At 59.9% G+C, this 20,417-nt stretch carries 13 protein-coding genes; 10 read left to right on the forward strand and 3 right to left on the reverse strand.

The window, feature by feature from the left end; translation table 11 throughout:
* The first annotated feature begins 221 nt into the window (after window positions 1–221).
* Genes recC through recD form a run of 3 tightly spaced genes read left to right on the forward strand, consistent with a single transcriptional unit; the run spans window position 222 to window position 9,243 of the window.
* Complete coding sequence (gene recC, locus ACTG20_RS03115) at window positions 222–3,575, forward strand: exodeoxyribonuclease V subunit gamma (protein WP_194495692.1); 3,354 nt, start codon at window positions 222–224, stop codon at window positions 3,573–3,575.
* Window positions 3,575–7,183, forward strand: coding sequence for an exodeoxyribonuclease V subunit beta (gene recB / locus ACTG20_RS03120; RefSeq protein ID WP_194495691.1), 3,609 nt, complete (start codon window positions 3,575–3,577; stop codon window positions 7,181–7,183). The genes recC and recB overlap by 1 nt, the downstream gene beginning before the upstream one ends.
* Window positions 7,180–9,243, forward strand: coding sequence for an exodeoxyribonuclease V subunit alpha (gene recD, locus ACTG20_RS03125; protein ID WP_194495690.1), 2,064 nt, complete (start codon window positions 7,180–7,182; stop codon window positions 9,241–9,243). Before recB ends, recD begins: the two co-directional genes overlap by 4 nt.
* Before the next feature lie 60 nt (window positions 9,244–9,303).
* On the opposite strand, the gene drt2 is transcribed toward recD, so the two are convergent.
* Complete coding sequence (gene drt2 / locus ACTG20_RS03130; RefSeq protein ID WP_194495689.1) at window positions 9,304–10,581, reverse strand: antiviral reverse transcriptase Drt2; 1,278 nt, start codon at window positions 10,579–10,581, stop codon at window positions 9,304–9,306.
* A gap of 672 nt (window positions 10,582–11,253) precedes the next feature.
* Between drt2 and ACTG20_RS03135 the strand changes: the two genes are divergently transcribed.
* Window positions 11,254–11,733, forward strand: coding sequence for a GNAT family N-acetyltransferase (locus ACTG20_RS03135; RefSeq protein ID WP_439987446.1), 480 nt, complete (start codon window positions 11,254–11,256; stop codon window positions 11,731–11,733).
* Between the two features lie 266 nt (window positions 11,734–11,999).
* Entirely contained in the window at window positions 12,000–12,998 is a 999-nt protein-coding gene (locus ACTG20_RS03140) for a sensor domain-containing diguanylate cyclase (protein ID WP_439987447.1), read from the forward strand.
* An 84-nt stretch (window positions 12,999–13,082) separates the two neighbouring features.
* Here ACTG20_RS03140 and ACTG20_RS03145 read toward each other — a convergent pair whose 3' ends face one another.
* A complete protein-coding gene (locus ACTG20_RS03145) occupies window positions 13,083–13,709 on the reverse strand; it encodes a porin family protein (protein WP_439987448.1) in 627 nt (208 codons plus the stop codon).
* A gap of 1,276 nt (window positions 13,710–14,985) precedes the next feature.
* Between ACTG20_RS03145 and ACTG20_RS03150 the strand changes: the two genes are divergently transcribed.
* Complete coding sequence (locus ACTG20_RS03150; RefSeq protein WP_005336490.1) at window positions 14,986–15,750, forward strand: helix-turn-helix domain-containing protein; 765 nt, start codon at window positions 14,986–14,988, stop codon at window positions 15,748–15,750.
* Between the two features lie 49 nt (window positions 15,751–15,799).
* Here ACTG20_RS03150 and ACTG20_RS03155 read toward each other — a convergent pair whose 3' ends face one another.
* Window positions 15,800–16,609 (reverse strand): UTRA domain-containing protein, encoded by an 810-nt coding sequence (locus tag ACTG20_RS03155; RefSeq protein WP_194495705.1) that lies wholly within the window; start codon window positions 16,607–16,609, stop codon window positions 15,800–15,802.
* Between the two features lie 234 nt (window positions 16,610–16,843).
* Between ACTG20_RS03155 and ACTG20_RS03160 the strand changes: the two genes are divergently transcribed.
* The 4 genes from ACTG20_RS03160 to ACTG20_RS03175 are packed head-to-tail and all read left to right on the forward strand — an operon-like array spanning window position 16,844 to window position 20,416.
* Window positions 16,844–17,905 (forward strand): ABC transporter substrate-binding protein, encoded by a 1,062-nt coding sequence (locus ACTG20_RS03160; RefSeq protein WP_194495704.1) that lies wholly within the window; start codon window positions 16,844–16,846, stop codon window positions 17,903–17,905.
* A 9-nt stretch (window positions 17,906–17,914) separates the two neighbouring features.
* Window positions 17,915–18,748 (forward strand): alkaline phosphatase family protein, encoded by an 834-nt coding sequence (locus ACTG20_RS03165; protein ID WP_439987449.1) that lies wholly within the window; start codon window positions 17,915–17,917, stop codon window positions 18,746–18,748.
* Window positions 18,748–19,647: an ABC transporter permease gene (locus ACTG20_RS03170; protein WP_113740218.1), complete on the forward strand. Its 900-nt coding sequence runs from the start codon at window positions 18,748–18,750 to the stop codon at window positions 19,645–19,647. The genes ACTG20_RS03165 and ACTG20_RS03170 overlap by 1 nt, the downstream gene beginning before the upstream one ends.
* The gene (locus tag ACTG20_RS03175) at window positions 19,640–20,416 is read left to right on the forward strand and encodes an ABC transporter permease (RefSeq protein WP_005355251.1); all 777 of its coding nucleotides are present in this window, start codon (window positions 19,640–19,642) and stop codon (window positions 20,414–20,416) included. The genes ACTG20_RS03170 and ACTG20_RS03175 overlap by 8 nt, the downstream gene beginning before the upstream one ends.
* The last annotated feature ends 1 nt before the right edge of the window (window position 20,417 follow it).

A 20,417-nucleotide genomic window follows, 5' to 3' on the forward strand; every position in this document is an offset into this window, starting at 1 on the left:
CGGTGCCCTGCACCGGCTTTTTTCTGTCTGCGTTTTCCGGGTCGGTGAGGCAGCGGCACAAATCTGCGGCCCCCCTCATGGTTCAACGGTTTGCCCGCCTGCAGGCCACAAGTGCCTTTTGCATCTTATCCCCCGATCCCCGACAATTCCCTCTCTTGTGAAGTGACGGAAATGGCTCGCCTTTTCCCTCGCCCCCTCTCATCCACAGGCGGGAATTGCTCATGTTTACCCTCTACCACTCCAATCAGCTGGATCTGCTCAAAGAGCTGCTGGTGAGCCGCATCCGGCAGGCCCCTCTCTCTCACCCCTTCGATCGGGAGCAGATCCTTGTGCAGAGTCCGGGCATGGCCCAGTGGCTCAAGCTGGAGCTGGCCAAGGCTTTCGGCATCGCCGCCAATATCGACTTTCCGCTGCCCGCCAGCTTTATCTGGGAGATGTTCACCCGGGTGCTGGCAGATGTGCCGCGCCAGAGCCCCTACAACAAGGGCTCCATGAGCTGGCAGCTGATGACCATTCTGCCTGCCTTGCTGGATCGCTCCGTCTTTGCCCCGCTCGCCGCCTATCTGGGCGGTGGAGAGGACGAGGAGCCCGCCAGGGATCCCGAGCAGGTTCGGTTGTGGCAGCTCTGCCAGAAGGTTGCGGATCTCTTTGACCAGTATCTGGTCTACCGGCCGGACTGGATCGCCCGTTGGGAAGAGGGGGAAGGATTGAGTCAGGAGCTGGCCGGGGTGAGCGGCCAGGATTGGCAGCCCGAGCTGTGGCGCGAGCTGGTGGCCCGCACGCTGGCGCTCTCTCCGAGCGGCTACCACCGCGCCAACCTCTACGAGGAGTTTATCCACGAGCTGGAGCGCACCGCCGATCTGCCGGGCAAGCTGCCGCAGCGGGTCTTCGTGTTCGGCATCTCGGCGCTGCCGCCGCGCTATGTGGAGGCGCTGCTGGCCCTCGGCAGTCGGCCGGAGGTGGAGGTGCACCTGTTCGTCACCAACCCCTGCCGCTACTACTGGGGAGATCTGCTGGATCGCAAGACGCTGGCTCGGCTGGAGAACAAGCTCAAACCCGGCACCGATATCGAGACGTTGCAGGGCCCCGCCAACCCGCTGCTCGCCTCCATGGGCAAGCTGGGGCGCGACTACCTGCACCAGCTGATGGAGCTGGAGGTGCCGCAAATCGAGGCTTTCGTCGATATCGACGAGGTGGATGGCAAAGGCAATATCAAGCTGCTGCATGCCATCCAGAAGGATGTGCTGGAGCTGGCCGAGCGAGGCGCCGGTCAGTTCGATCTCGACAGCAGTCACCACAAGAGCCCGATCGATCCGGCGGATGGATCCTTGCAGATCCACGCCTGCCACGGCCCGATGCGCGAACTCGAGGTGCTGCACGATCGGCTGCTGGCGCTGTTCGAGCAGGACCCGACCCTCACCCCGAAAGATGTGGTGGTGATGATGCCGGATGTAAACAGCTACGGCCCCTACATTCAGGCGGTGTTTGGCGCGCGGGGCCAGATCCCGTTTGCGGTATCGGATCGGGCGGCGAGTCAGGAGAGCCCGCTGCTGCAAAGCTTCCTCGCCCTGCTCAGGCTGCCCAACGCCCGTTTCGGGGCAGGGGAGCTGCTCGCCATTCTCGAGGTGCCCGCCGTGCTGCGCCGCTTCGAGCTGGATGACGACGAGTTCAACCAGCTGCGGGTCTGGGTGCAGGAGACCGGCATCCGCTGGGGGCTGGATGACGGTTACCCCGTCCGTTTCGATCTTCCGCCCATGTCCGGCAACAGCTGGCTGTTCGGTCTGCGCCGCATGCTGCTCGGCTTTGCCATGGGGGATGGCGAGCCGGTGGCGGGCATTCTGCCCTATGCCGATATCGAGGGTCAGCAGGGGCTGGCACTCGGCAAGCTAGCCTGGTTCGTCGATTCGCTGGCCGAGTTTTTGCCCCGCCTGCAACAGGCGCAGCCGCTGGCCGAGTGGAACGCCTGCCTGCTGGCGCTGCTGGAGCGCTTCTATTTGGCCGACGAGGATGAAGAGCGTCAGCTTCAGCTTATTCGCTGCCTGCTGGCCGAGTGGCAGACCCGGCTCGGCGAAGCCCGTTTCGAGCAGCCCATTACCGCCGACCTGCTGCAGGATTACCTCGGCAGCGTGCTGAGGGAGTCCCGCTCCAGCCAGCGCTTCCTCGCCGGTCAGGTCAACTTCTGCACCCTGATGCCGATGCGCTCCATCCCCTTCAAGCAGGTCTGTCTGCTCGGCATGAACGACGGCGTCTACCCGCGCACCCTGGCCCCCATGGGGTTCGATCTGATGGCGGTAGCGTCGCGGCGTGGGGATCGCTCCCGTCGCGATGATGACCGCTACCTCTTCCTTGAGGCGCTGCTCAGCGCCCAGCAGGGGCTCTACATCAGCTATCAGGGCTTCAGCGCGCAGGACAACAGCGACAAGGTGCCGTCGGTGCTGCTGGCGGAGCTGATCGACTATGTGCGGCAGGGCTTTGTGCTGGCGGGGGATGAGGATCTTGACGACGAAACCTCCGGCAAGCGGCTGCTCAACCACCTGATGGTGGCGCACCCGCTCACCCCCTACAGTCGCGACTACTTCTACCCGGAGCCGGGTTCGCGCCTCTTTACCTATGCCGCCGACTGGCTGCCTGCGCTCAATCCGGTGCGCGGCGCGGCCAACTTCCAGAGCGGCGAGCTGCCTTTGCCTCCCGAATGGGGCAAGGAGCAGGGGCTGGAGCTGGCAGAGCTGCTGCGCTTCTATCGCCAGCCCACCAAATATTTCCTCAACCGTCGCCTCAAGGTGTGGTTTGAGCTGAACGAGGCCAACATCGAGGACAGCGAGCCGTTCGAGCTGGATGGCCTGCAACATTATCAGCTGAAAGATCTGCTGCTCGATGCCCATCTGGCGGAAGGTGAAAGTACCGAGCGTCGCGAGCGGTTGCAGCTCACCGGCCTGCTGCCGCAAGGGTGGTTCGGCAGCCTGCTGCTGGACGATCTGGACGCCGAGATGGGCAAGCTGGCGGATCGGCTGCGGCCATGGGTTGCTGCCAATGAGTCAGAAAAGCAGGCGGTGGAGATCGATATCTCCCTCACTCAGGGCCAACTGCAAGGGTGGATCGACACTCAGAAGGGGCGCTTGCTGGTGGTCAAGCCCGGCAGCTTCAACGGCAAGGATCTGCTGCTGGGCTGGATCCAGCACCTCTGCCTCTCATTGAGCGGCGCCCCCGGCGACACTCTGCTGTTCGATGCCAAACAGAGTCTGCGCCTGCCTGTACTCGCTGCCGACGAGGCGCGGCCCAAGCTGGCGGCGCTGGTGGCGTGCTGGGCACAGGGGATGAAGCGGCCGCTGCCGTTCTTCCCCAACACCGTCTGGGATTGGCTCAAGGCGATCGAGAAGGATCCCGACAAGCCGGAGGCGGCCGACAAGGCGGCCCTCACCCGTTTCAACGGCGGCTGGATGATCAATGGGGAGGGGCAAGACGTTTACGTCGCCCGCTGCTTCCCCGAACTCGATGACGAGGTGCTGGGTCAGTTGCAGGCGCTGGCCCGCGAACACCTGACCCCGCTGCTCAAGACCCTGGAGGAGCTGAAATAATGGCTAACCCGCTCAATACCCTGCGTTTTCCCCTCCATGGTGAACGACTGATCGAGGCCTCCGCCGGTACCGGCAAGACCTACACCATCGCTGGTCTCTACCTGCGCCTGCTGCTGGGCCACGGCCCGCTCATCGAAGAGGGGGCCGATTCTGGTCAGCCGAGCGCCCATGAACGGCCGCTCTCGGTGACCGAGATCCTGGTGGTGACCTTTACCGAAGCGGCCACCGCCGAGCTGCGCGGGCGGATCCGCGGTCGCATCCACGAGGCGCGGCTCGCTTTTATGCGCGGCCATAGCAGTGACACCCTGCTGGCCCAACTGCTGGCAGAGGTGGAGGATCACGAATTGGCAGCCCGCCGCCTGCTGGCTGCCGAGCGGCAGATGGACGAGGCGGCGGTCTTTACCATCCACGGCTTCTGCCAGCGGATGCTGAAACAGAACGCCTTCGAGTCGGGCGCCCTCTTTGAAACCGAATTTCTCACCGACGACAGCCAGCTCAGACTGCAGGCGGTGAGCGACTACTGGCGCGCCGAGTTCTATCCGGTGGATAAAGCCCTCGCCAGCGCGGTGCGCGCGCTCTGGCCGAGCCCCGCCGCCCTGCTGCGGGAGATGGGCAGCTGGCTCGACAACAGCGAGCTTGAGATCCACCCCGCGTTGGGGGATGAGACCCTCGCCGCTCGCCATCAGGCGGCCATGAGTCGCATCGCGGCAGTGAAAAGCGAATGGCTGGCGCAGACGGACGAGATCCGCCGCCAGACCGACGGCCAGATCAGCCGCTACACCGGCAAGAACTACGAAGGGTGGCTTGCCAAGATAGCTGACTGGGCACAGGACGAAGGCAGTGGCTACGCCATTCCCAAGGAGCTGGAGCGCTTCGGCCAGACGGTGCTGGAGGAGAACCTCAAGAAGGGGGGCGCCGTGCCGACCCTGCCGCTGTTCAGTCAGATAGACGAGCTTCTGGCCAGCCGCCCCGGTATTCGGGATCTGATCCTGCAACGGGCGGCCAAAGTAGTGCGCAGCCGGATGCAGGCCAGCAAGCGGCAGGCTCATCAGCTCTCGTTCGATGACATGCTCAAAGATCTCGACGGGGCGCTCGGTTCCGGCCTTGGCGAGCGGCTCTGCGAGCGCATTCGCGCCACCTACCGGGTGGCGATGATCGACGAATTTCAGGATACCGACCCCCAGCAGTACCGCATCTTCCATCGGCTTTACGGCGGTCACACAGATACGGCGCTATTGATGATCGGTGACCCCAAGCAGGCCATCTATGGCTTTCGCGGCGCCGACATCTTTACCTACATTCAGGCGCGGCGAAATGTGAGCGCCCACTACACCCTCGGGCGCAACTGGCGCTCCAGCAGTGCGCTGGTGGGGGCGGTCAACGGCCTGTTCGAGCGGGCCAAGGATCCCTTTATCTACGAGGCGGATATCCCCTTCCTGCCGGTGGAGGCGCAGGGCAAGAACAAGGCGCTGCTGCTCGATGGCGAAGCCGCTCCAGTGCTCCACTGCTGGCAGCTGACCGGCCAGCCCACCTTCAACAAGGGGGAGTACCAGAGCAAGATGGCGCGCGCCACCGCCGCCGAGATCCACCGCCTGCTGACCCTGGCCCGCGAGGGCAAGGCGCTGATCGGTGATCAGGCGGTGAAGGCCGGAGATATCGCCGTGCTGGTGCGCACTGGCGCCGAGGGCAAGCTGGTGCAGCAGGAGCTGGCGCGCCTCGCCATCGCCTCCGTCTATCTGTCGAACCGCGAGAGCGTGCTGGAGCAGACGGAGGCGCGGGAGATTTTGCTGATCCTGCACGCCTGCCAGAACCCGAGCGAAGAGCGCAGCCTGCGGGCCGCGCTGGCGACCGGGCTGTTTGATCTCGACGCCAAGGCGCTCGATGGGCTGGCCAGCGACGAGCGGGCGTGGGAGAGCGCGGTGCAGGAGTTTATGGAGTACCGCAAGATCTGGCATCGCCGCGGCGTGCTGGCGATGCTGCGGGCCCTGCTGCACCGGCGCAATCTCGCCTCTTCGCTTTTGGCGAGCCCCTATGGCGAGCGGCGGCTGACCAACTTCCTCCATCTTGGCGAGCTGCTGCAACAGGTGAGCAGCGAGCTGGACGGGGAGTATGCCCTGCTGCGCTGGCTGGGGGAGGCGGTGAGTCGCCCCAACGGGCAAGATGCTGAGCAGGTACTGCGCCTCGAATCCGAGCGCAAGCTGGTGCAGATCGTCACCATCCACAAATCCAAGGGGCTGGAGTACCCGCTGGTCTTCCTGCCGTTCATTTGCAGCCACCGCGCCGCCGACACCCCCCTGTTCCACGAAACGGGGGAGGCGGGCAATCGCACCGTGCTCGATCTCACCGGTGCCGAGGCGTCCCTGGCCGAGGCCGACAAGGAGCGCCTCGCCGAAGACTTGCGCCTGCTCTACGTGGCCCTGACCCGGGGGGTCTATGCCACCTGGCTCGGGCTGGCGCCGGTGCGCTCCGGGGCGGGCAAGTCGGAGAAGACCGACCTGCACCATACCGCCATCGGCTACCTGCTGCAAAAGGGCGAAGAGGGGGATGCGCAGACGCTGGCGACCGCCCTGACCGAGCTGGCGCAGGCGCTGCCCGGGGTGGCCGTCGGTGAGCCCTCGCTCACCCGTCCGGCCCCGCTGCCGCCAGAGGAGGAGCAGCTGGGCGAGCCGCAGGTGCGCCACTTTACCGGCTCCCTTGAGCGGGACTGGTGGATCAGCTCCTACTCCGGGCTGGCTGCGCAGGGGCACGGTCACAGCAAGGGGGTCTTGGCCAATCCTGGCTTCGATGACGAGGTGGTGACCGAGGCGGCCACTCTGGCGGCAGAACAACCGGAGGAGACTCCCCAGCCCTCCATCTTTACCTTCCCGAAAGGGGCGCGCCCCGGCACCCTGCTGCACAGCCTGTTCGAGACCATCGACTTTCAAAGCGCCGCGGGCGAGCCGTTGGCGGAGCACATTGCCGCGCTGTTGGCGCAGGATGGCTTCGACGAGAGCTGGGCCCCGGTGCTGCAACAGCAGGTGGAGGCGGTGCTGGATACCCCGCTCGATACCGGCTTTGGTGAGCTGGTGCGGCTGCGGGATCTGGCGCCCGAGCGCAAGCAGGTGGAGCTGGAGTTCTTCCTGCCCATGGGGCGGGTGACGGCACCGGCGCTGACCGCGCTCTGCCAGCAGCACGACCCGCTGTCGCGGGGCAACAAGCCGCTCAGCTTTGCCACCGTGCAGGGGATGCTCAAGGGCTTCATCGACCTGGTGTTCGAGTGGCAGGGGCGCTGGTATCTGCTCGACTACAAATCGAACCACCTTGGCATGAGCCCCGCCGATTACGGCCGCCCGGCCCTGGAGCGGGCCATGGTCGAGCATCGCTACGATCTGCAATACCAGCTCTATTCGCTGGCCCTGCATCGGCTGCTCGCCTTGCGGCTGCCGGGCTACGATTTCGACCGGCATTTTGGCGGGGTCTTCTATCTGTTCCTGCGCGGCATGCCGCAGGGGGGCATTTTCCATACCCGCCCGAGCCGTGAACTGGTGCTGGGGCTGGATGAGTTGTTTAGAAATGGTGATCGCTCCGGCGGGGTGTCATCAGCAGAATTAAACGAGGTAGAGGCATGAGCGGCACCATGATCAGCACCGCAGCCAGCGCAATGATGGTTGAACGGCTCAAAACACTGGCGCTGGCTGGCCGCATCCGCCAGCTGGATCTGCAATTTGCCCGGCTGGTGGCCGACCTTGGCGGCAGCCCCGAGCTGGTGCTGGGGGCGGCGCTCACCTGCTTCGAACTGGGGCGTGGCCATGTCTGTCTGCCGCTGGAGATGTTCGCTGCCGGATCCCTGCGCCCGTTCGGGCTGGATCCCCAGCAGAGCCGGGATCTGCTGCTGGATCTGGCGGATCCTGCCCGCTGGCCCGCCCTGTTTGCAGAGAGTCCCTTGGTTGGTACCGAACAGGATGAGGGGCTCGCCCCGCGCTGGCCGCTGCGGCTGTGGCACGGTCGGCTCTATCTCACCCGTTACCACGATTTTGAACTGGGGGTGGCCCGCCATCTGCGTACCCTGAGCGAGCGCGCCGAATGGCCGGAGATAGCCCCGGCCCTGTCGCGGCTGTTTGCTCGCGACTACGGGCTGGTGTTCGCGGCGCTGCTCAAAGCCCGCCTCGCCACCGACTTCTCGGCTCGCCACTTTATCGAAAAGTATCTGGATCTGGTGTTCCCCAATGAAGTGGATTGGCTCGCCATCGAGGGGCTGCTGGCCAGCGCCCAGGCTGCGAGCGATCTGGGCAAGCTGGATGCGCTGGTGCCCGAGGCGCTCTGCTGCAACGGCCAGAAGCTGGCGGCGGCCACCGCGGCGGCGCGCCCCTTTGCGGTGATCTCCGGCGGCCCCGGCACCGGCAAGACCACGACTGTGGCCAAACTGCTCGCCATTCTGGTGGAGACCGGTCTGCAGGCGGGCAAGGCGCCGGCGATCCGGCTGGTGGCCCCCACCGGCAAGGCGGCGGCGCGCCTGACCGAGAGTATCGGTTCTGCCCTGCAGGCTCTTGATCTGCCCCCCGAGTGGGTGGAAGCGATCCCCACCGAGGCGGGCACCCTGCACCGGCTGCTCGGGGTCATTCCGGGGCGCAGTCAGTTCCGCCACCATGCGGGCAACCCGCTGCACCTCGACCTGCTGGTGGTGGATGAGGCCTCCATGGTCGACCTGCCGATGATGGCGCGGCTGCTCGATGCGTTGCCAAGCCACGCCCGCCTGATCCTGCTTGGCGACAAGGATCAGCTCGCCTCGGTGGAGGCGGGGGCCGTGCTCGGCGATATCTGCAGCTTTATCGAACAGGGCATCAGTCCGGCGCAGGCGGATTGGCTCTCCCGCCAGACCGGCTACCGCTTGCAGGGTACGCCCGTGGGGGCGCCGGTGCGCGACAGCCTCTGTTTGCTGGCCAAAAGCTGGCGTTTTGATCAGCATTCGGGCATCGGCCAGCTGGCGCGCGCCTGCAACAGCGGCGATGCCGCGGCGGTGGAAGCTGTCTGGGGCATGGGCTTTGCCGATATCAGCCTGCACCCCTGGGCGGGGGAGGCCTACGACGCCCTGATTGCCCAGGGGGGGGCCGGTTACGGCAGCTATCTGAAGGCAGCCCGCGCGGGGGAATCGCCCGCCGCCGTGTTCAAGGCATTCAACAGCTTCCAGATCCTCTGCGCCCTGCGCGATGGCCCGTTCGGGGTACTGGGACTTAACGAGCGGCTGGAACTGGCCCTGTCACGGGCTGGCCTGATTGCCCGCGATGGCGACTGGTATGCCGGTCGCCCGGTGATGGTGGTGCGCAACGACCACGGGGTCGGCCTCTACAACGGTGATATGGGGCTCTGCCTGCCCGATGAAACCGGGCGGCTCAAGGTATGGTTCGAGCAGCCGGATGGCACATTGCGGGCGCTGTTGCCCAGTCGGCTGCCGCCCCACGAGACGGTCTACGCCATGACCATCCACAAATCCCAGGGGTCGGAGTTTGCCCATACCGTGCTGGTGCTGCCCGACAGCCCCAGCCCGCTGCTGACCCGCGAGCTGGTCTATACCGGCATCACCCGCGCCAAGGCGAAACTCGATCTCTACGGCGATCGCGCCCTGCTGGCACAAGCGGTGCGGAAAAAGACCGAGCGTTATTCCGGATTGGCGGAGAGGTTGGGGGAGTGAGCAATTGGACGGCGGTAAAGGGAGTTGCCGCCGTCAACGTATATTTTTAGGAGTGGAAAATTATTGCTCATTCATCTCTTTGAGCAGTCGCCCCCAAAGAGGTTTTAATTGCTTTTTAATCGCATTAGAACCCATTATATTTGCCGCTTTATGGCCATATGTGATGAAATTTCGCTTGCTTAAATGCGAGTAACGCTCATAAATTTTCTTCTTAAATAGTGGTGTTTTCGCTACACCATTTTCCTCTTCAATAAGGTTGGCTTTTTGATGCGTCTTTTTAGCTAACCTAACCCCAGCTTTCATTCTGCCCGAAAACCTAGCTAGTGCCGCCGATCTAAGTAACTTTCTTTCACCATCAAAAATAAAGCCTAAGTACTGTAGTGGCTTGTCACATTTTTGAACCCCACGGCATGTATGGAAAGTTCTAATCTCAGTTTTTTTATCATTTATTTCTATTTTTAGCTCGGAGATACTTTTTGTTACCAGAGAGATTAATTCACGGGTTTTATCACTGTCGATGATAAAAAGCATATCATCACAGTAACGATAGTATTCTCCTGAAATAGATGTCACTATGTCTTTTATTTTCTTGTCGAAATCTAGCATGTATATATTAGACAGAAGCGCACTTATAGATGTTCCTTGTGGTATGCCTCTTCCAGTCGAGTTGGTTTCTATTAACCCAAGACCTCGAACTTTCTCTCTGAATGTTTTTATATTGCAAAGCCTTAATCCTGCAGCTTTGGGGTTGTTTCTCGATATTTTAAGTGCTGTATACAATAGGTCTCTATTGACCACAGATGATTTAGTTAGAGACCTGTATATATTAAAATGATCATTTGGTAATGATTGTTCTTGGAGTAATTTGCACCACATTGATTTGAGTATTTCATGATCTAAATTATCAAAGAAACCAGAGATATCCATCGCGATTGCGGTGCAATCACCATGAGCCTTTATTTTTTCAAAGGCAATGTTAGCAAAATCAATATTACTTTTCCCAAGAGATCTGAAAGCAAGTACAGATTCTTCTAATTGCGATTCAGAGAGAGCTTTTTCATATAAATCAGAGAGTAACCATGCATAGTAAGAGTAAATGTGAGAGTCGATATGTGATGCGTATGAGATTGGTCTTGTTTTTATTTTCTTTTGAACATTACCATCTTTGTCTATTGATATTTTAAGGCTTTGTATATTGTACTTGATTAGAGGAAAAAAAGCATGTTGGGCAACATTAAGGGGAGATTTAACAATTTGACATGCTTTCCGTAATTTTACTGGAGAATCAAAATGTAAGTAGCCACGACTCCGAAACCATTGATTTTCTGAGTTCATCATATTGAGCCTTAAATTGCAAAACCCGGAAAGGTAAAGGACTGTGGCCATCCGATTCCCAATCCGGGCTTAACAAACGTACTTAAATACGCATTCACAACATCATATATGATTATATGATGTCGGCCACGAATGTCAGATATGATATATGATACCATCATCGCAGGAGTGTTCGACGTGAGTCTACTAGCCATCTGCGGCCATGCAAGTCGTCTGCTAGCCAGTGTACTGGTGAGCGTTCTACTTGACAGCTTGTGATACACCTTACTTCCTAAATAAGTAAGCGAAGACATAATAAATTATGGTGAGAAAAAACTCAATAATTTCTTGGTTGAATCTTCGCCTGCTAAGCCAAATGTTTACCATGAAATATTATTTTCCTTCCCCTCATCCCCAGCCCTTCTCCCGCAAGGGGAGAAGGGAGGTTTGGCCCCGTGGTTATAACGTGATTGCTAACACCATATCTCCGATGCTGCTTTATCCCCTCTCCCTCTGGGAGAGGGCTAGGGTGAGGGGCGCAGGTTGGCACAATGCCAACCTGCGCCCGCTTCGTGAAATCCGGTAGGGTGCAATAAACGAAGTGAATTGCACCGCTGCTATTTATCTGCCAAAAGGTGTAATCCGCTGCGCTTATTACACCCTACATCCAACCCACACACGACAGGATGTCATTGCTTGAAACTTGAATTTAACACCATCGATCTGGATCGGGATTACGAGCTCTGTGTGCAGGCGCGCAGGGATGCCTATTTTTGCAGCTTTCATACCCATGATGGTTTTGCCGACTTTATCGACGGCTATCGGGAGCGGATCCGCGAAAGGCTGGGGCAAGCGCAATGGCACTACCTTCATGTCTGGGCGGGTGAACAACGGGTGGGCCAGCTGGAGTTTCGCAGCTTTTCCGATGAGCCCGAGACAGGCTATGTGCAGCTGATTTATCTGTTCCCCGAATATCGTGGCACCGGTTTGGCTGCCGTGTTGCAGGCCTATATTCGTCAGCAGTTGCTGGGGGCGGGTTGTAAATGGGCGATGCTCTCCGTGAGTCGTACCAATGTGCGGGCCTTGAATCATTACCGGCGCTTCGGCTGGATATTTCTGCGCCCCAATCCGAAACATCAGGAGACGGATTTTTATCGGCTGACTCTGGCCGAGTGACCTCTGTGGGGCCTCTGGGTATCCCCTCATTTATTCCCATCCCCCAAATGACTGAATCGTGAGTTAAATCCGGTAAATGGGGCGCGCTTGAGCCACACTTATGGCCACCCTGATTCAGCCTGCGCCGTGAGTGGCCGATAACCGGGGAAACGGTGGTGCGGTGGAGTTCTGGCTGACAGATCTGTTGCAATATGCCAAGGTAGCGCCTCACGACAACAGCGCGATTCCCCGTGGTGGCGCGGGGCGGAAGAACAAGGATAACTGCTATGGTGCAGGACAGTGACACGATCAGGATCTCGGATGTCAGCGAGGCCGTGGTGCATGGCATTCTGGAGGTGACCAGCGATGGCATCTGGGATTGGCATGCCAATACCGGTTTTGTCTATCGCAACCCGGGCTGGTACCGGATGCTGGGTTACGAGCCTCACTCCCTCGGCAATACCGTCTTCACCTGGGAGAACGTGATCCACCCCGACGATCTGGCGGCGGTGATGGCGAAGTTCGATCTCTGTCTGAGCGGTAGCGCCCATGAGTATCGTGCCGAGTACCGTTGTCGCTGCCGGGATGGCCGTTACCTCTGGATTGAGGATTGCGGCCGCATCATTGAGCGCAATCCCAATGGCTCTGTGGCGCGGATGATTGGCGCCCATCGCGATATCCACGCCAGCAAGTTGTTGCTGGAGCAGCTGGAGCGGCGCAATCAGTCGTTGGAGCAGCAGGTTGCTGAGCGCACCGCCGAGCTGGTGCGACTCAACGAGGCGCTGCAACAGAAAGCCGAGGAGAACCGCCTGTTGGCAGAGACCGATGCCCTGACCGGCGCCGCCAGCCGCTATCGGCTGGAGTGGGCGTTGCAGCTGGAGTGCGAGCGGGCGCGCCGCTTCCATCAGCCGTTTACGGTGATCGCCATGGATGTGGACAACTTCAAGCAGATCAACGACAGCTATGGCCACAACGCCGGGGATCAGACCCTGATCAACATAGTGGCACTGGTGCGCCGCCATATCCGCGAGATCGATCTGCTGGCCCGCTGGGGCGGTGACGAGTTTATGGTGTTGCTGCCCAACACCGGCCGCGAGGATGCGCTGGTGGTGGCGAGCAAGTTTCAGGCATTGATGGCGAGCGAGCCCATCTGCCCACACGCCCCCGCTACCATGAGCTTCGGGTTGGCGGAGTATCAGCAGGATGAGCAGAAAGAGAGCCTGATGGTACGTGCCGATCGGGCGCTCTATCAGGCCAAGCAGCTGGGTAAAGACCAGATCTGCTAACGCGGGGTACGGAAAAAGAGCAGTAAAAAGGGCCGCAGGTTTGAAACCTGCGGCCCTTTTGCATTGTTACTGACGCGGCGCGACTTAGAAGTGGTAGCGCAGACCCAGCTTGAAGGTATCCAGAGAGTAGTGCTCGTCACCCAGGCTCAGGGCGTCGAACTGGCGCTCGTAACCGATACCGGCAGAGAAGTGGTCGTTGAAGGCGTAGTCCAGACCTACTTCCAGATTGGGGTGTACCTTGCTCTTGGTTGCGCTCTTGCTTACCTGACCGCTGAAACCGAGGATGGTGGCGTTGCCGACAACTTCCACTTCGGTGCGGGTGTAGGCGATGCCCGGTTTGGCATAGGCGCTGAAGCCCCAGGCCAGCGGCTGGCTCAGCTTGGCTGCCAGGCTGATGCTGCGGGTTTCGATGGTGGTGTCGGCAAAGCCGGTTGCAATCGGGGAGGTTACCCAGGTCAGCTGATCCATCTGCTGGGCGTGCAAGCCACCTTCAACCGCCAGCCAGGGTTTGAAGCTGTAACCCACGATCAGGCTGCCGCCGTCGAGCTGGTCGTCGATCACTTTGGCGTCATAGGCGTCTTTGGCCGCACCATCGAGATCCATCTTGGAGGTAGTCAGATCCAGACCTGCATACCAGCCTTCGGCATGGGCGCCGCCATTCATGGCCAGAGCAAGCAGGGAGAAAGCGGCAATTTTATTAAACTTGTTCATGGATAAATAACCTTGTGTTGCGTGAACTGCGTGTGATTTATATTGCTCAATCCATGAAGCTTTTTATATTTCCGTCATTGCTCTGCTTTCACAGAGGGGCCGCAGTATAGTCAGCACATTTCTGAATAACAAGAGAGTGATTTCCGCATTCTTCTAAATATGACTGGCGGCCATCAGGGTCATTTTGTTTAATAAATGGTGTTATTAGAGTTTTAGCTTTATTGAGGTTTAAATAATTAACTGGTGAGGCAAATGACAGGCTGTGAGTTCGGGTTTGATTCTATGTGATTGATTTGTATCGGCATTAAATTTTCATTCGAGCGTAGCCGTGATGAGTTGTCTAAAAATTGGCATCTCAGATGTCACTGATTGGCATCAGGTTCTTTTCGATGATTTTTTGAACGAATCACAAGGTGAAACCGTGAGAAAAAAATCTATCTTTTTGCCTGTTTTTTGCTCTTTTTGAGGTTTGGGATTGTTCCCATTGAGGGTTTTGGTGGTCTTTTGAGGCTGTTTTTACGTGGGCCATGTTGCCCATCAGATACGCGAATGGGCGCTTGTGGGTGGCTTTTCTCTTTACCCGGTAGCAGTTGTTGGGGTGGGCATGAGGCGCGATAAGCAGATATGGGGCGTGCGGCCTGATTAATTTTGTCTGCTTATATACACAAGCCATTTAAAAGATAGGTTTTTGGAGTTTTAAATAACTTTATTATATTCGTTTTTATATTTAATGAAGCTTTCCAACCAAGCCATTTAAATATATTGAATGGCAATAACACGGTATTGATGGCCGTTTAGGATACCTTGCCAGAACGGTCGTGGTGGCTGGCGCATCAGTGGGCGGCTGGTGGCCTGTGACACTTCCCCTTGCCGGGGCCCTTGACCTGACCTGCGAATTCAGGGAAAAGAAAAGGGCGGTGCTATCAGCGCCGCCCAATGCCAGGAAAGAGAAAAAACCTTACGGTTTAAAAGATAAAAATTTGGAAGCAAACAATCGATTTCTCAACCAGGAAGGGTCTTGAATTCGATACGTTTCGATTATGCGCGATGTTCTATGCAGCACTAGCAAAATGTTTGCGGGTTGAAAGATATGCACTGTCTGGTGTCAGATTTTGCGACCTCATCGTTCAACTGGTCTGTCCTGATGGGCGTTATAGGCGATTTTTTCTCTAGGCTGTTTTTTCGGTGTCAATATCTGAGCCTTGAAGGTAAAAACAGGTCAGAAGCTGACTCGGCATAACCATGCAATGAAAGTGCGATAACAAGGAAGAGTGGCATGACCTACAGCCAGACCCTGGCCAACAATATTCTCGACACCCTGAAGAAGACCCTGACCGACAAGGGGATCCGTTATCAGACCCTGGCAGAAGCCATGGGTGTCTCCATCGCGACCGTGAAACGGATGATGAACAAGCCCTCCCTGCCGTTCGATACTCTGCTGGAGATCTGCCATCTGGTGGGGCTCTCGTTCGAGGAGTTGCTGGATCGCACTCAGGACGCCCAGAGCCGCCGCGCCGTCTTCACTCAGGAGCAGGATGAGGCGTTTCACAACGAGCCGGGGCTCTACGCCTTTCTCGCCAATATCTTCTGGCGCGACAAGACGCTGATCGATCTCAAGCGGGAGTACGGCCTGACCGATGCCTCCTGCTACCTCTATCTGCGCAAGCTGGAGAAGCTCGGCATTTTGCAGCTTGGTATCGACAACAGTTACCACTTCCTGATCAGCGAGCGGATCAGCTTCGAGCAGCACAGCCGTTTCGCCCGCCAGCAGGCACGGCAGGCAATGTCGGTGCTGGGGGAGTATCTGGTGGAGAACATGCACAAGTCGAACAACTATATGGCGCTCTGCCAGCTGCACCTCAACGAGGGGGAGGCGATGGCGCTGATCGACCGGATGAAGGAGTACTGGCATCAGGAGATCAAGCTCAACCGCCCCGCCATCGGCCAGCAGGAGCACGCCAAGACCTACACCATGTCGCTGCAACTGGCCGACTGCGGCTATCAGAGCTTTGACGACATGATCCCCAATATCGACAACTGATCCCGGCGGATCCTGCGGGATCCGTGTCTGCTCGTGAGTCTGAGCGTGGTTACTCTGCCAGTTGCATGGGCTGCGCTGTGGCGATGATGGGTTGCAGCGCCCGGGTATCGAGACAGATACGAATGGCATCCGGCCGCCAGTGCTCGATATCGCAATCCACCAGACCGCCTCGCTCGTCGTAGTTGACCCGCACCAGCCGCAGCACCGCGCTCCCCTCCGCCAGATTGAGGGCGCGGGCGATGGCGCCGCGCGCCGCCGAGGGGGTGATCTCGAGACTCGCCCCACCCTGGCCTATGCCATAGCGCTGCTGATAGAGCTCGGTGAGGGAACTGGCCAGCGGCGCGCTGGCGATATCGGGAAAGCGGCTCGCCAGCAGGTGGTGGCTGACATGCAGCACAGGGCGGCCGTCGATTAGTCGCTGGCGGCGGATCTCATAAAGTGGAGTGAAGGGTTCCAGCCCCATCCAGCGACACAGTTCGCTGCTGGCAAGCTCGCTGCCGTGGGCCAGCACCCGGGTTTCGGCGGTGCGCTGCTGTTCGCCGATCCACTGGTGAAAGTGGGTGTGGATGGCGGGATCGTAGGTGAGGCGGGGTGGCGCCACAAACCAGCCGCGCCGCTCGGCACGGTAGATAAGGCCGTCCGCTTCGAGGCTGGAGAGCGCCTCCTTGATGGTGATGCGGGTGGTGGCGAAACGCTCGCTCAGTGCCCGTTCGGCGGGCAGCTGCTGCCCGGCCCCCAATTGGCCGCTGCCGATATAGCGGCGCAGAGTCTGGCAAATCTGTTCGCACTTGGAGGAGACGCGGCCATCGGCCATGCTCTGTTCGTTCACTCTCTGCTCGCTCACTCTCTGCTCGCTCAATTTCGGCTCGGTCACACTCTTGTCCCTGTTGCTTATTCAGAAGGCGGGTGGCTGGCCAATCCCTTACTGGAATAGTCCAGCCTCACTCGGGTTCAGAGTTGTAACCGCTGTGGATGACAGCGCCATGACAGGGTGATTGTCATCAAACTGCCATTAAAGCGCCCCGCCACCGTCACAATTCCCCTCTAGCATCCCTCTCGAACCTTAACTGACCTAGTCCAGAGGGATGGGATGATGAAAAGCGTGATCGCAAGTGCACTGGCCATGGTGGCCATCAGCCAACCGTTGTTTGCCACAAATAGCTATGCAGCCGAAAATATCGCGGATCTCGAAAAGGCCGCCCGTGGCGAAGGCCAGCTCCACAGCATCGGCATGCCCGACAGCTGGGCCAACTGGAAGGATACCTGGCAGCAGCTGGGCAGCATCTACGGCATCAAGCATCAGGATACCGACATGAGCTCGGCGCAGGAGATCGCCAAGTTCGCCGCCGAGAAGGCCAACGCCACCGCCGATATCGGCGACGTGGGTGGTGCCTTCGGTCCGGTTGCGGTCAAGCAGGGGGTCACCCAGCCCTACAAACCCTCCACCTGGGCCGATATTCCCAACTGGGCCAAGGATGCGGACGGTCACTGGATGCTGGCCTATACCGGCACCATCGCCTTCCTGATCAACAAGGATCTGGTCAAGGCCGCCCCCACCAGCTGGCAATCCCTGCTGGGTGGCGACTACAAGGTGACCCTGGGTGATGTGGGTGTCGCCTCCCAGGCCAACAACGGCGTGCTGGCGGCGGCCTATGCCACCGGCGGCAGCGAGAAGAACCTCAAGCCTGCGCTGGAGCTGTTCGGCCAGCTGGCCAAGCAGGGTCGTCTGTCGCTGAATGACCCGACCATCGCCAATATCGAGAAGGGCGAAGTGGAAGTGGGTGTGCTGTGGGACTTCAACGCCCTCAACTACCGCGACCAGATTGACCCCAAGAAGTTTGAGGTAGTGATCCCGAGCGACGGCTCCGTCATCGCCGGTTACACCACCATCATCAACAAGTGGGCCAAGAACCCCAACGCCGCCAAGCTGGCGCGCGAATACATCCTCTCCGATGCCGGTCAAATCAACCTGGCCCGTGGCTATGCCCGCCCCATCCGCAGCAACGTGACCCTGCCGGATGACGTGAAGGCCAAGCTGCTGCCCGCCGAGCAGTATGCCAATGCCAAGCCGGTCAGCGACCATGCCGCCTGGGAGCAGAGCTCCAAAGCCCTGCCGCGCCAGTGGCAAGAAACCGTCATGATCAACATGCAGTAAGGGAATCCAGTGCAACACAAGGTGATAGTGGTACTTGTGGATGGTCTGGCAGCCGAGGTAGTCCACACCATGGGCTACCTCGGTGGCATGGTGGAGGCGAAGCGCGGCTTGTATACGACCCTGAGCTGTGCCCTGCCCTCCCTCTCCCGACCGCTCTACGAGTGCATCCTGACCGGCGTTCCGCCGGTAGCGAGCGGCATCACCCACAACGGGGTGAGCCGTCTCAGTCTGCATGACTCCATTTTCCATCTGGCCCGCGCCGCGGGTAAACGCACCGCAGCGGCGGCCTACCATTGGGTGAGCGAGCTTTACAACAAGAGCCCCTGGCTGGCTGCCCGTGATCGCTTTACTCATGACGAGCAGTTGCCCATCCAGCACGGCTGCTTCTACTGGGATGACAACTATCCCGACAGCCATCTGCTGATGGATGGCGAGTGGCTGCGCAGCCAGTACGATCCCGATTTTCTGCTGATCCACCCGATGGGGGTGGACGATGCGGGCCACAAGTTTGGCTTCGACTCCCGCCAGTACCGCAATCAGGCGCGCCGGATGGACAGCCTGTTGGCCGACCTGCTGCCCCAGTGGCTGGCGGAGGGGTATCAGGTGGTAGTCACCTCGGATCACGGCATGAACAACGACCTGAGCCACGGCGGCACCCTGCCGGAAGAGCGCACCGTGCCGCTCTGGCTGTTTGGCGATGCCTTCGTCGAACGCTGGCCGGATGGGGTGGCGATTGCCCAGACCCAGCTCTGCGCCCTGATGGCGGATCTGCTTGGGGTTTCCCACGACAAGCCGACAGCGCCACCGCTGCTCAAGGCCGCCTTTATGCGCGAGGTGCACTGATGATGCCTGCAACCACCGAGATCCTGGTTGATCAACCCGTGGCAACCAAGCAGAAGGTGCGCCGCCACTGGCTGCCCGCGCTGGTGCTGCTGCCGTTTATCCTGCTGATGATCCTGTTCCAGCTCGCCCCCATGGTGTGGGTGCTGGTGGGCAGTTTCCAGACCCCGGATGGCTGGGGCCTCGACTACTATCGGGAGATTTTGAGCTCCCCCTTCTACCTGCAATCGTTCGGCAACTCGCTGCGCATCGCCGGTATCGCCAGTCTGGCGGGGCTGGCTATCGGTACCCTCGGGGCAGCCGCGCTGCGCCACAGCGGCGAGCGGGTCAAGCGGGTGCTGCTGGCCTTCGTCACCATGACCGGCAACTTCAGCGGTGTGCCGCTGGCATTCGCCTTCATCATCATTCTCGGCATCAACGGTGCGGTGACCCTGCTGCTGAAATCCTGGGGCCTTATCGACGGCTTCAACCTCTACTCGGGCAGCGGCCTTATCCTCATCTACACCTACTTCCAGATCCCGCTCGCCCTGCTGCTGCTCTATCCGGCCTTCGATGCGCTGCAGGATGAGTGGCCGCAAGCGGCCGCGCTGCTCGGCGCGAGCAAGGGGCAGTATGTGTGGCACGTGGCGCTGCCGGTACTGACGCCTGCGCTGCTCGGCACCCTGATCATCCTGTTTGCCAACGCGGTGGGGGCCTATGCCTCCGCCTACGCCCTCACCACCGGCAACTTCAATCTGGTGACCATCCGGGTGGCCAGTCTGGTCTCCGGCGATATCTTCCTCGAACCCAATATGGCGGCGGCGCTGGCGGTGATCCTGATGGTGCTGCTGGGGGTGGTGACGGCCGCCAACCAGTGGCTGCTGAAAAAGAGCTATGTAAACAAGGGGCAATCCCATGCATGATTTGACGCCGCGCTGGCCCAAGTGGGTGCTGGGTGGGCTGGTCGCCACCCTGCTGCTGCCGCTGCTGGCCACGTTTCTCTACTCCATCTCCACCCGCTGGGGGGCGACCCTGCTGCCGGACGGCTTCACTCTCGACTGGTATCTCAAGCTGTGGGGCGACCCGCGCTTTCTGGCGGCCTTTGGCCGCAGCCTGCTGGTCTGCTTCGCCACCCTGCTGCTGGGGACCCTGGTACTGGTACCGACCGTGCTGGTGGTGGCCTACTACTTCCCCAAGCTGGATCCCTGGATGAACCTGCTGATCCTGCTCCCCTTCGCGGTGCCACCTGTGGTCTCGTCAGTGGGGCTGCTGCAGATCTACGCCGATGGTGTCCTGCCGATTATCGGCACGCCGTGGATCCTGATCGGCACCTGGTTCACCGTGGTGCTCCCCTTTATGTACCGGGCGCTGGCCAACAGCCTGCAAGGGGTACCGCTCAGGGATTTGATGGATGCCGCCCATCTGCTGGGGGCCAGTAGTCGGCGCGCCTTCCTGCTGGTGGTGATCCCTTGTCTGCGCAAGGGATTGCTGGCGGCGCTGTTTCTCTCCCTCTCCTTCCTGCTCGGCGAGTTCGTGTTTGCCAACATGCTGGTGGGCACCCGTTACGAGACCCTGCAGGTCTACCTCTACAACATGCGCGCCACTTCGGGCCACTTCACCAGTGCGCTGGTGATGAGCTACTTCCTGCTGACCCTGCTGCTCACCTGGGCGGCCAACAGATTTCATCGGTGAA

Source organism: Aeromonas sp. 84A (assembly GCF_051919345.1).
GTDB lineage: Bacteria > Pseudomonadota > Gammaproteobacteria > Enterobacterales > Aeromonadaceae > Aeromonas > Aeromonas veronii.